Genomic DNA, 13,204 nt, shown 5'->3' with positions numbered 1-13,204 from the left:
CAAATTCGACCTACGCGTACCCCCACCATGAAATTCCGGACCGAGTTGATGAAATGGCCGGGCCGTGAAGGAGGCGATAGGCTGTTCGGCAAGGAGGAAGCCCATGGGTGGGACGGCTAACGTGACTATCGATCCTCTTTTCGAAATTTCCATTGGCGGAACTGACGGAAAACGCCCCTTCAAAGCCAGCACGATACTTGTCGGCAATGAAACTCTTCTTGCCGAATGCGGGGAACTGCTGCGCGCGGATGGGCATCGCATCGTTGCGGTGCTTGCGGAGCCGGCCTCTCCTGCGGCTGGCTGGGCGCGGCGTTGCGGCGTTCCGCTCTATTCCAGGCAAGGCGATCTGCTCGCCGCCGGGATCGGCCCGGTCGACTGGTTGTTCAGCATTTCCAACCTTTCGGTGCTTTCCAGCGCGGTGCTGGAACTGGCTTCGCGCGGCGCGGTCAATTTCCATGACGGCCCGCTGCCGGACCGGGCAGGATTGAACACCCCGGTCTGGGCGCTGTTGAACAATGCGCCGACCCACGGCGTGACATGGCACCTGATGACGCGCGAGGTCGATCGCGGCGCGGTGCTGGCGGCGGAAGCCTTCGCGATTGCCGAGGGGGAGACCGCGCTTTCGCTCAACACCCGCTGTTTCGAGGCGGGCCTGCGCAGCTTCGCCACGATCGTTGCCGATCTGGACGGCGCCGTGGCAACCGCCTTGCCGCAAGCCCAGTCCCCTTTGCGGATGTTCGGCCGGGCGGACCGGCCGGTTGCCGCCGCGACGATCGACTGGACCCGTCCCGCCGCCGAAATCGCCCGGCTGGTAGGCGCGCTGGACTATGGCACCTACGCCAACCCGATGGGTGCGCCCAAGGCGCTGCTGGGCGACCGGCTGCTGCTGGTGAAGGGCGTGACCGTGCTGGACAGCCATTCGGGCGCCGTGCCGGGCACCATCCTTCGCTCCGGTGAGGCACCTGTGGTGGCGACGGGCCATGGCGATATCCGGGTCGACGCTCTGACCGATCTGGATGGAGAGCCGCTGGAGATGCCTGCCGCCGGGATGTTCGCCACGCTGGATGCAGAGCGGCGCGCCAATCTGGAGATGCTGGACAGCGCCGCCGGTCGGTTCGAGGCATGGTGGCGCCGCCGCCTTGCCCAGCGCGAGAGCCTGCAACTGCCCGCATTCCGCCCGTCTTCGCCGGAGACCGGTCCGGTCTGGACCACGATGGATATGCCGCTGCCTTCGGGATGCGGCGCCATGGCGACGCTTACGGCGATGATTGCCTGCCTTGCCCGCTGTGCCGACCGGGACAGCGTGGAAATCGGCTATGGCGATGAGGTGGCCCGGTCCCGGCTGGAGGACACCGCCGCATGGTTCGCCGGCGAAGTTCCGTTCAAGGTCCGCGTCGATTTCGACGCGCCGCTGGCCACGCTGCGCGAGGCGGTGGAGCGGGAGATCGCGGATCTGCACCGCCATGTCGCGGTGTCGCGTGACCTTGTCGCGCGCAGCCCCGAACTGCGTGGCGGGGCGGGTTTTACCCATCCGATCCGCGTCGATCTGGTCGACAGCCTGCCTGACGCCAGGAACTTCGATGCAGGGGCCAGGGGAGGCGTGTTGACCATCGCGATCTGCGCGGCGCAGGGGCGTTGGCGCTGGACTTTCGACGCCACCCGCTTCCTGCCGGACGCAGTGGACGATCTGCGCGCCGCTTTCGATGCGATGCAGACTGCTGCCGGCGCCTCACCCGAACGGCCGGTGGGCGAGTTGCCGTTGCTGACCGAGGCGGAACGCGATCGCGTGATCGTGCAGTGGAACGCGACGCAGGCAGCCTTGCCCGCCATCGCCGCATGGTACCAGGGCTTTGCCGCGCAAGTCGCCCGCACGCCGGACCGTACGGCGGTGACGGCGTGTGGCACCTCGCTTTCCTATGCTGCGCTGGATGCGCTTTCCAATCGCATCGCCCATGCCCTGATCGCGCGCGGCGTGGGGCCGGAGGCGCTGGTGGGCCTGCACCTTTCGCGCTCGGTGGAGATGCTGGCCTGCCTGATCGGCGTGCACAAGGCGGGCGGCGGCTACGTTCCGCTCGATCCGTCCTATCCGCGCGACCGGCTTGCCCACATGGTTGCGGATTCGGGGATGCGGCTGATCCTTACCGAAGCGGCGCTGGCGGGCGAGCTTGCCCCCGGCGATGCCGAAGTGCTGCGGTTCGAAGACTTGCGCGCAGAGCTTGCCGCGCTCCCCGATACCCCGGTGGAGCGGCGCGCGAACGGCGATCACCTGGCCTACATGATCTACACCTCCGGCTCGACCGGGCTGCCCAAGGGCGTGATGGTTGAGCATCGCAACCTGCTGAACTTTTTCGCCGGCATGGATGCGAAGCTGGAGCATGAGGGGACGTGGCTGGCAGTCACGAGCCTCAGCTTCGATATCTCGGTGCTGGAACTGCTCTGGCCGCTGATGCACGGTTATCACGTGGTCATCGCCAACGAGCGCGAGGTGCGCGGCGATGTGCGGCCTGTGGCAGCGCAGCGCGACGTGGGTTTCAGCCTGTTCTACTTCGCCAGTTCCAGCGCGGGCAGCGCGGCGGAGCAATACCGCCTGCTGCTGGAAGGCGCGCGCTTTGCCGATACCCACGGGTTCGAGGCGGTGTGGACGCCAGAGCGCCACTTTCACGCATTCGGCGGGCCCTATCCCAACCCCTCCGTCGCGGCAGCGGCCATTGCCGCCAGCACCACGCGCGTGCAGATCCGCGCGGGCAGCGTGGTCGGCACGCTGCACCACCCGCTGCGCATTGCCGAGGAATGGGCGCTGGTGGACAACCTTTCCGCCGGCCGCGTGGGCGTCGCCTTCGCATCGGGCTGGCAGCCGGACGACTTCGTGTTCAACCCCGCCGCCTTTGCCGACAAGGCTGGCACGCTGCGCCGCTGCATGGACGACGTGCGCGGCCTCTGGCGCGGGGAGGCGCGATCCTATCCGGGGCCGCTGGGCCACGATGTGGAAATCCGCACCTATCCCCGGCCGGTGCAGCCCGAACTGCCGGTCTGGATCACATCGGCCGGGAATGTTGCGACGTTCATCGAAGCCGGCCGCGTGGGCGCCAATGTCCTGACCCACCTGCTGGGCCAGTCGATCGAGGAAGTGGCCGAAAAGCTGGCCGCCTATCGCACCGCCTGGCGCGAGGCGGGGCATCCCGGCGAAGGCCATGCCACGCTGATGCTGCACACCTTCCTGGGCGAGGACGAGGCGACGGTGCGCCGGATCGTGCGCGAACCGCTGCTGGAATACCTGCGCACGGCCACCAACCTGCTGAACCAGTATGCCTGGTCGTTCCCTGCGTTCAAGCGCCCCGATGGCGAAGTGGAAGCGATCAGCCTGGACACGCTGAGCGCGGAAGAGACCGACGCGCTGTTGGAACATGCCTTCGCGCGCTATTTCGAAACCAGCGGCCTGTTCGGCACGCCCGAGGACAATCTGGACCTGATCGCCCGGCTTTCGGCCATCGGCGTGGACGAGGTGGGCTGCCTGATCGATTTCGGCGTGGCGGTCGATACGGTGATCGAACACCTGCCCGTGCTCGATCGGCTGCGCGCCCGCGTGCAGGGTAGGCAGGGCGGGCAGGATTTGGCGGACACGCCGCTGCACGAACTGATGGCGCGCCACGGCGTCACCCATCTTCAGTGCACGCCTTCGCTTCTGCAGGTGCTGGCCGGCGATCCCTCCGCACGCCCTGCGCTGGCCGCGCTGCACCGGCTGATGGTGGGGGGAGAGGCTTTCCCGCCGCAACTGGCGCAGGACATGGCCGCGCTGGTCCAAGGCCGGGTGATGAACATGTACGGCCCGACCGAGACGACCGTCTGGTCCGCCGTGCATGTCCTGGAAGCCGGGGAGGCAGCGCCGCCGCTAGGCCGGCCGCTGGCCAACCAGCAGGTCTACATCCTTGACCGCCGGCAACAGCCGGTGCGGCCGGGAACCCCGGGCGAACTGGTGATCGGCGGGGCCGGTGTCGTGCGCGGATACCATGCGCGGCCCGAATTGACCGCAGAGCGCTTCGTGTCGCACCCCTTCGCGGCGGGTGAGCGGGCCTACCGCACCGGCGACCTTGCCCGCCAGCGCGCGGACGGCACGCTGGAATTCCTGGGCCGGCTTGACCATCAGGTGAAGATCCGCGGCTATCGCATCGAACTGGGCGAGATCGAGGCAGCGCTGACCGCGCATCCAGCCGTGGCGGAGGCGGTCGTCGTGGCCCGCCGCGAAGGCGCGGCGACGCGGTTGATCGGCTATCTGTCGCCGCGCGGGGCACCCGCGCCGGTGGAGAGGCTTCGCGAGCATCTGCGCGCCGGATTGCCCGAATTCATGGTTCCCGGCACGTTGGTGGTGCTCGATACCCTGCCGCGTACACCGAACGGCAAGATCGATCGCCATGCGTTGCCCGATCCCGCCATGGTAACGGTCGCTGCCGGACGGCCGGCTGCCGAAGCGGCCGAAACCGCGCCGCTGAACGAGATAGAGGCCCAGATCACCGCGATCTGGTGCGATCTGCTGAAAGTGCCGCACGTGGGCCGGGGGGATAACTTCTTCGACATCGGCGGCCATTCACTGCTGGCGATCCAGGCGCACCGCCGCCTTGCCGCCATCGCGCCGCGTCCGCTGGCGCTGACCGACGTGTTCCGTTTTCCCACCATCGCCGCGCTGGGCGCCCACCTTTCCGCCGGCCCGGCCGGGCAGGAGGGCGATCCGGACGCCCCGCGTGAGGTGAACGAACGCGCGCTGGCCCGCCGCTCCGCACTGCTGCGGCGCGGTGCCGTGCGGGTGGGGCCGCGCGTGGGCACGTCAATCGGATCGGGGTTCTGATATCATGCACCAGTCGTTCGGCTCTTTCGACGATGGCGCGCTGGCCGCGGCCGGATCGTCCATCGCCATCGTCGGCATGTCCTGCCGCTTCGCCGGTGCCCGCGATCCGGCGGAGTTCTGGACCCTGCTGCGCGAAGGGCGCGAGGGGATAGAGACGCTGGCAGAGGCGGATCTGCTGGCCGCCGGCGTTCCCGCCGCGCTGCTGCGCAATCCCGACTATGTGCGCCGCGCCGCCCCGCTGGCCGACATGGAATGCTTCGATGCGGCGCTGTTCGGGCTGAGCCAGCGCGACGCGGCGATCATGGATCCGCAGCACCGCCATTTCCTGGAATGCTCCTGGGAAGCGCTGGAAGATGCCGGGCACACGCCACAGGGCTTCGCCGCCGATACGGGAGCGAATGGCGGAACCGGGGGCACCATCGGCGTCTTCGCCGGATCGGGCCACAACGCCTACATGCCCTACAACCTGCTGACCAATGCCAAGCTGGTGAAGGACGTGGGCCTGTTCCTGCTGCGCCACACCAGCAACGACAAGGATTTCCTGACCACCCGCGTCTCCTATCTGCTGGACCTGAAGGGCCCCAGCATCAATGTGCAGACCGCATGTTCCACTTCGCTGGTGGCGATCCACATGGCGATGCAGAGCCTGCTTTCGGGCGAGTGCGACATGGCGTTGGCCGGGGGCGCCTCCATCGAACTGCCGCACCGGCAGGGCTATCTCTACGAAGAGGGTGAGATCCTGTCGCCGGACGGGATGTGCCGCCCGTTCGACGCGGCATCGAAAGGCACCGTGTTCGGCAGCGGGGTTGCCGTGCTTGCACTGCGCCGGCTGGAGGATGCGATTGCCAGTGGCGACCATATCCACGCCGTGCTGCGCGGGTCTGCCATCAACAACGACGGCAGTGGCAAGGTGGGCTATCTGGCGCCCAGCGTGGACGGACAGGCTGCCGTCATTGCCGAGGCACTGGCAGTGTCCGACGTGGACCCCGCGGAGATCGACTATGTGGAGGCCCACGGCACCGGCACCCCGATCGGCGATCCGATCGAGGTGGCTGCGCTCACCCAGGTCTTCACTGCCGCCCCCAATCCCGCCCAGCGCTGTGCGCTGGGCTCGGTAAAGGCCAATATCGGCCATACCGACACGGCCGCAGGCGCCGCCGGCGTGATCAAGGTGGCGCTGGCCATGCGCCATGGCGAGATCCCGGCGGTTCCGCATTTCACCACGGCAAATCCCGATTGCGCGTTCGATGCCGGTCCCTTCACGGTACCGGCATCGAACGTGCCCTGGCCCCGGCGCAGTCACGCCCCCCGACGCGCCGGGGTCAGTTCGCTTGGCGTGGGCGGCACCAATGCCCACGTCGTCATGGAGGAAGCGCCCCTGCGCGGGCCCGGCAGCGCCAGCCGCCGCCGCCATCATCTGCTGCTGGCCTCCGGCCAGGGTGCGGACGCGGCACGTGCCAATCTGACGGCGCTGGCGCGGCATTTCGCGGACCATCCGGATACCGCGCTGGCGGACGCGGCCTTCACCCTGACGGTGGGCCGCCGCCATCTGGCATCGCGGCGCTTCGCCGTTGCGACTGACGCGGCGGAAGCTGTTTCCGCGCTGGAAGCGGCGGCGCTGGATGCGCCGGGCCGTTCACCGTCCATGCCGTCGGTCATTCCGGGGCGCCCGGTCGCCTTCATGTTCTGCGGCGGCGGTCCGCAGCACGCGGACATGGCGCGCGGCCTCTATGAGACGGAACCGCTGTTCCAGGCCGAGGTCGATCGCGGCCTTGCGCTGGCGGCGGCGATCGGCGTTGCGGATTTGCGGCGCTGGCTTTTCCCTGTCGAGACAGACCGCGCCGCCGCGGCCGAGGCGCTGGAGCGCCCCTCGATCGCGCTGCCCGCGCTGTTCATCGTGCAGACTGCGCTCGCGCGGCTGTGGATGTCGCTGGGGATCGTGCCGTCCGCGATGATCGGGCATAGCTGCGGCGAATATGCGGCGGCGCACATTTCCGGGGTGCTGGATCTGGAGACGGGGCTGCGCATCGTCCATGCCCGTGGCCGCCTGTTCGAAACCACGGGCGAAGGGGCGATGCTGGGCGTGCCACTGTCGGAGGCGGAACTGGCGGAAATCCTGCCGCCGGACCTTTCGATCGCCACGATCAACGCGCCGCGCCTGTGCGTGGTATCGGGTGCGGCGGCGGCGATTGCCCGCTTCCAGCAGGCACTGGCCGCGCGCGAGATAGAGGCGCAGCCGATCCCGATCACCGTTGCCGCGCATTCGCCGATGCTCGATCCGATCCTGCCCGAATTCCGCCGCGTGCTGCAGGGAATGGACTTGCGCGCGCCAACGATCCCCTTCGCCTCCAACCTGACGGGCGACTGGGTGCGGGCCGAAGAGGCGCGCGATCCCGAATACTGGGTGCGCCACTTGCGCCAGCCGGTGCGCTTCACCGATGGATTGCAGCGCCTGCTGGACGATCCCGATCGCGCGCTGCTGGAAGTGGGCCCCGGCCGAACGATGGCCAGCCTCGCCCGCCATCATCCCGGCCGCCGGGCCACCCAGCCGGTGATCAGTTCGATGCGCCATCCAGACCAGCAGGTGGCGGACGATGCCTGCTGGATGCAGGCGCTGGGCGAATTGTGGTCGTCCGGGGTGGAGGTGGACTGGAAGGCGTGGTGGGGTGCCGAACGGCGCCTGCGCGTGCCGTTGCCCACCTATCGCTTCCAGCGTCAGCGCCACTGGGTCGAACCCGGCAGCAGCCTGATGAACGCGGCCAGCGAACCTGCGGAGGATATCCGCCTGGACCTTGCCGATTGGGCGAACGAGCCGGTCTGGTCCCGCAATGCCTTGCCCACCGAAGCGGCGCTGGACGGCCCGGCGCTGGTGCTGTGCGACGATGCCGGCTTCGGCGATCGTCTGGCCGCGCGGCTGCGCGCCAAGGGCGTGCGCGTGGCCACCGTGAGGGCGGGCAAGCGCTGCCTGGAAACGGCGGAAGGTGCCTATGTCGTGCGTCCGGGTCTGCGGATGGATTGGGGGTGGCTGCTTGGCCGCCTAGCCGAGCGGGATCTGCTGCCGCGTCAGGTCCATCACTGCTGGCTGGTATCGGGCGATCCGCGCGCGGCTGCCTATGCCCTGACCGATGGGCCGGCGAAGCAGGCGGCGCAGTGTCTGGAAAAAGGGCTCTACAGCCTTGCCGCACTGGCGCCCGAACTGGCGGATGCCTGTGATGGCGCCGAAGTCGCCATCGCGCTGGTCACCAACCATGCCCAGTGCATCGGTGGGGAAAGCACTGCCGCGCCGTTGAAGGCAACCGCCATCGGCGCTGCGCGCGCAATCGCGGCCGAATATCCCGGCCTGCAAATCCGGGCGATCGACGTCGACGATGTTGCCGGGCGGCATCCCCGCTCGATCGCGGCGACGGCCGACTGGGTGATCGCCGCGATCGGCGATGCCGACCGTCGCGATCTGGCGATCCGCGCGGGAGAGGGCTGGGTGCTCGATCACCGCATGGTCGCGGGCGCCCTTCCTGCCGACCGGCCGGACTGGCTGCGCAAGGACGGAACCTATCTCATCACCGGCGGGCTTGGCGGCATCGGCCTTACCGTAGCGCGCGATCTGGCCAGCCGATACGGCGCGCGGATCGTGCTGGTCGGCCGCACGCCGCTGCCGCCGCGCGATCGCTGGGCTGCGTTGCTGGCCCGCGGCGAACTGCCGGTGGCGACCGAAGAAAAGGTGCGCAAGCTGCTGGCACTGGAAGCGGCGGGTGGGCAAGTCGAACTGGTGGTGGCGGACGTTGCCGATGCGCGCGCGCTGCGCCGGGGCCTGCGCCGCGCGGTGGAGCGCTTCGGGCCGATCACCGGGGTGTTCCATGCCGCCGGCACGCTGGACGATGGGCTGATCGAAACGCGCACCCGTGCGGAGATGCAATCGGTGCTGCGTCCGAAAGTGGATGGCACGCTGGCGCTGGAACAGGCCCTGAAGGGTGCGTTCGGGGATCGGGCGCCCGAATTCCTCGTGCTGTTCTCATCGATCAGCGCCTTCGCCGGTATTCCCGGCCAGGCGGATTACGCGGCGGCGAACGCTTTCCTGGACGCCTATGCCCGCGCGCGCCGCAACGATCCGGCCACCCGCGTGCTCTCGATCGGATGGAGCCAGTGGGCGGAAGTGGGCATGGCCGCCGCGATGAACCGTGCGGACAGTGTCGTGGGCGATATGCCCGCCGATCTGGGGCCGGGCGCGCCGGTGGCGCATCCGTTCCTGGAGGCGATCCATACGATTTCCGGGCAGGAGTTTGTTGTTACCGGCACGCTCAGCCCCCAGCAGGATTGGCTGCTTGACGAGCATCGGGTCGCCGATGCGGGGGCGCTGCTGCCCGGGACCGGCTATCTTGAGCTGGCCCGGGCTGCAGTTGCGCTGGTCCTGACGGGGCCGCTGGAGTTTTCGGACTTCTCGTTCCTGCGCCCGTTCCGCGTGGCCGATGGTGAGGCGCGCGCGCTGCGCATACATGCCCGCCGCCGGGAAGAGGGGGGATGGCGTATCGCCATCCTTGGCCGGCCGGCACAGGACAGCGGCGATTGGGTGGAGCATGCGCGCGGGCAAGTGCGCAGCCACGCCGCCGCGCCGCTGAACGCCACGCTCGACCTCGACGCGATTGCAGAGCGCTGCCGCCCCGGCAGCGGCGGCAGCGCCGATCAACCCGGAATGCGGTTCGGCCCGCGTTGGCAGAACCTTTCCCGCACCCTTATCGGCAAGGGAGAGGCCTTGTTGCAGCTTGACCTGCCCGAGCGGTTCCGGGGCGATCTGGAGCAGATCGCGCTGCACCCGGCGTTGCTGGACTTTGCTACGGCGGGGGCGCAGGCCCTGATCCCCGGGCGCGATCCGCAGCGGGATTTCCATGCCCCGTTCACTTATCGCCGGTTCCTGCTGCACGCCCCGCTTCCGGCCGAGATCGTCAGCCACGTGCGGTTGCGTGGGGGCGAGGATGGCGGGCAGACTGCGGTTTTCAACGTCACCATCACCGATCGGGATGGCATGGTGCTGGCCGAAGCCTGCGAATTCACGATGATCCGCGTTGCCGATACCGGCCTGCTGGGGCGCGAGGGCACTGCCGCCGCGCCGCGGCCCGAGGGCTTCATGGCGCAGGCGATCCTGCCCGAGGAAGGTCTGCAGGTGGTCCACCGGCTGCTGTCCGGGCAGGGCCGTCCGCACACGGTGATCTCTCCCTATCCGCTGGCTGGCGTGCTGGCGCGGCTGCGCAAGCCGATGCGGCGGGCGCCCGCAGGCAATGCAGGTAGCAGCGGCGAATCCGCCGATCTTCCTGCGACCGAGGCGGAGAGGACCATCGCCGAATTGTGGTGCGATCTGCTGGGCATGGACGCGGTGGGGCGGCACGACAATTTCTTCGACCTTGGCGGCCATTCGCTGCTGGCCGTGCAGTTCACCAACCGTCTGCGCCGCAAGACCGGGCAGACGCTGCCGCTGGCGGCGATGCTGGGCCAGCCAACCGTTGCCAATCTTGCCGCGATCATCGATCCGGACAGCCGCGCCATCGGCAATGTGACCGCAGCGGCGGCGGATGCCGGGGAAGAGGGCGTGATCACCATCCGCAAGGGAGGCCAAGGCACGCCGCTGTTCTTCATTCATGACGGGCTGGGCGAAACGCTGCTCTATCGCGGGCTGGCGCTGCGGCTCGATTCGACACGGCCGATCCTGGGGCTGGAGCCGCTGCGCAGCGCGGACGGCAACTATGCCCACACCCGAATAGACGAGATGGCCCGTCACTTCGTCAGCCGGATCCGGCAGGCGCAGGCCACCGGCCCCTACCTGCTGGCCGGGCTCTGTGCTGGCGGCGTGATCGCCTTCGAGGTCGCCCGGCAGTTGCAGGACTTGGGCGAGCAGGTGGCCTTCGTGGGCATCATCGATGCCGCCGATGTGGAAGCGGGGCGGCTGCGGTTCCGCAATTCGCGCCTGCGGCTGGCGCGCGTGCGGGCGCAGGTATCCGGATTGGGTGCCGGACAGGCCGCAACCGAGCTGGGGCGGCGGGCCTGGAACATGGTGCGCTGGGAAGTGGGATCGCGGGTTCGCCGGATACGCGATCGCCGCGCGGTGCAGGCGCTGCGTGCCGAAAGCGGCGTGGTCTCTGCCACTGCCGCGCCGCGTCCGGCCATGTCGTTCCTGAAGCTTTATGAAGTGGCGCACCGCGAACACCGGCCGCACGGCATCTTCGAAGGCGGCATGGTGGCCCTGTTCAAGGCCAGCGACCTGACCGACCTGCCGGACGACCTGCCTTATCGGATGACCTATCGCGACTATGCGCTGGGCTGGGGCAAGCGCGTGCGCGACGAGATCGTGATCGTCGATGTGCCGGGTGGGCACGGCAGCAATCTGCAGGAACCCCATGTCGAGACGCTGGCGCCACTGTTCCAGGAAGCACTGGACACGGCGCTGGCCGAAAACGCCGTACGACTTGCCGATGCCGTCGGGTCGCAGGCGCCGGACATGTCCGTGCCCATCGAAATGCTGGGAGTTGCCGCTGAATGAATCCGGTTCCTGCGGCAGACGCCAGCGTGCCTGGATCCGACACGCCCGTGCTCAGGCCCATCCCCACGCCGAGCATCGACGTCGTGATCGTGAACTATCGCAGCGGGCCGCTGGCGATTTCCTGCTTGGAAAGTCTTGCGGCTGAACGCACGCCGGGGCTTCGATTGCGGGCTTTCGTGGTCGACAACGCGTCGCCTGACAATTCCGCGACCGTGATAGAGCAGGCGATTGCCCGCCATGGCTGGGATTGGGCGCGGCTGATCCATTCGCCGGTGAACGGCGGCTTCGGCGCCGGCAACAATCTTGGCTTCGCCGCCGTGCTGGCGCAGGAAACTCCGGCCGACGTGGTGTGGCTGCTCAATCCCGACACCCGAGTGATGCCCGGCGCGGCAAAGGCGCTGGCGCGCTTCATCGCGCAAATGCCCGCAGCCGGGATAGTCGGCACCGGGCTGCTGGAGGCCGATGGCGCGCCTTGGCCCCATGCATTCCGTTTTCCCAGCATCCTGGGGGAGTTGGAGCGCGGCCTGCGATGGCGCGTTGCGTCCCGCCTGTTGGCGCGCAGTGCCGTTTCGCGCCGCATGGGTGGCGATCCCGCGCCGGTGGATTGGGTCAGCGGCGCCAGCATGGCGATCCGCCGAGAGGTGCTGGAGGCTGGCCTGCGGTTCGACGAAGGCTTCTTCCTCTATTTCGAGGAGACCGACTTCTGCCGCATGGCGCGGGCCGAAGGTTGGCAGTCGTGGTATCTGCCGCAGGCGGTGGTGCTGCATATTTCCGGGCAGAGCACCGGGGTCACCGCAAAGGACGCGGGCCGGCGGCGGATGCCGGGTTACTGGTTCGATTCGCGCCGCCACTACTTCCTGAAGAACCATGGCCGCGCCTATGCCGTTGTCGCGGACATGGCCTGGATGATGGCCCATGCGACGTACACGGCCAACAGGATGCTTGCGCGCAAGCCGCAGGTCGATCCCGATCGGCTCATGTTCGATTTCGCCCGGCATAGCGCCCTGGTCCCGCAAGGACGGCGGGGGCGGTTGCGCGCATCTGGCCGTGGCTAGCGTCTCGCCGGCCTGGATAGGCGCCGAAGCATGGCGCGCGGGCAGCGCGCTGAAGCGGGCAGGCCTGGCAGGACGCCGTATAGAGGCGCCGTTCCCGCTATGGCTGGTGACGGTGCCCGACGCGCTGGATGCGGATCTCGTGGCCTGTCTGGACAGAGCCGAAAACGCCCGCGCGCATCGATTTTCCACCGCCTTCCTGTCGCGCCGCTATCTGGCCGCACATGGCGCCTTGCGGGTACTGGGGGAATACTATTTCGGGGTGCCGGCGGCACGCCAGCGCTATGTTCCCAACGCATTCGGCAAGCCCTGTCTGCACGGGATCGCGGGATCGGTCAGCGGGGCGCAGTGCAGCATCAGCTACAGTCGCGGGGCGATACTGGTGGCGTGGTCGGCCGATGGCGATATCGGCGTGGACGTGGAAACCGTGCGTCCGATCGCGGATGCGGCGGACCTGGTGACGCTTCACTGTACGGCGGCCGAGCAGGCCGCATTGAAAGCGGCGGGCCCTTTGACCGATCTGGGCTTCCTGAGCGTGTGGGTCAGGAAGGAGGCCTGCATGAAGGCGCTGGGCAAGGGTTTCGCGTGTCCGCCGTCATCGTTCGACTGCGGCGTAGGCCACGGCCTCGGTTCCGGTTTCGGAACTTGTGCGGTGGAAATCGAAGGACACCACATGGATTGCGGTAATTACGACCTGAAGGGCGACCTTGCGGTCGCTTGGGCCCGGCTGCGCCTTGCGGGCTGACCGAGACCATCGGCAAGAGAGTCCGTTGGTATAAGGATCTA

General features: G+C 68.5%; 4 protein-coding genes. All 4 read left to right on the top strand.

Going from position 1 to position 13,204, the window contains the following annotated elements; genetic code table 11:
- The first annotated feature begins 103 nt into the window (after positions 1 to 103).
- Genes WBP06_RS23385 through WBP06_RS23370 form a run of 4 tightly spaced genes read left to right on the top strand, consistent with a single transcriptional unit; the run spans position 104 to position 13,163 of the window.
- Positions 104 to 4,840, top strand: coding sequence for a MupA/Atu3671 family FMN-dependent luciferase-like monooxygenase (locus WBP06_RS23385; protein ID WP_395334428.1), 4,737 nt, complete (start codon positions 104 to 106; stop codon positions 4,838 to 4,840).
- 4 nt (positions 4,841 to 4,844) lie between these two features.
- Positions 4,845 to 11,366 carry an SDR family NAD(P)-dependent oxidoreductase gene (locus WBP06_RS23380; protein WP_395334426.1) on the top strand — a complete coding sequence of 2,174 codons (6,522 nt, stop codon included), beginning with the start codon at positions 4,845 to 4,847 and terminating at the stop codon, positions 11,364 to 11,366.
- Positions 11,363 to 12,421: a glycosyltransferase family 2 protein gene (locus tag WBP06_RS23375; protein WP_395334424.1), complete on the top strand. Its 1,059-nt coding sequence runs from the start codon at positions 11,363 to 11,365 to the stop codon at positions 12,419 to 12,421. The genes WBP06_RS23380 and WBP06_RS23375 overlap by 4 nt, the downstream gene beginning before the upstream one ends.
- Complete coding sequence (locus WBP06_RS23370; RefSeq protein WP_395334422.1) at positions 12,414 to 13,163, top strand: 4'-phosphopantetheinyl transferase family protein; 750 nt, start codon at positions 12,414 to 12,416, stop codon at positions 13,161 to 13,163. The genes WBP06_RS23375 and WBP06_RS23370 overlap by 8 nt, the downstream gene beginning before the upstream one ends.
- Positions 13,164 to 13,204: the final 41 nt, after the last annotated feature.

It is taken from the genome of Novosphingobium mississippiense, assembly GCF_044029535.1.
Taxonomy (GTDB): domain Bacteria; phylum Pseudomonadota; class Alphaproteobacteria; order Sphingomonadales; family Sphingomonadaceae; genus Novosphingobium.
Note: the sequence above shows the minus strand (reverse complement) of the source record. Positions and strands in the feature narration are given on the sequence as shown.

Coding starts and splice junctions, on each gene's coding strand:
- WBP06_RS23385 (WP_395334428.1), top strand. CDS start 104: ATGGGTGGGACGGCTAACGTGACTATCGATCCTCTTTTCGAAATTTCC.
- WBP06_RS23380 (WP_395334426.1), top strand. CDS start 4,845: ATGCACCAGTCGTTCGGCTCTTTCGACGATGGCGCGCTGGCCGCGGCC.
- WBP06_RS23375 (WP_395334424.1), top strand. CDS start 11,363: ATGAATCCGGTTCCTGCGGCAGACGCCAGCGTGCCTGGATCCGACACG.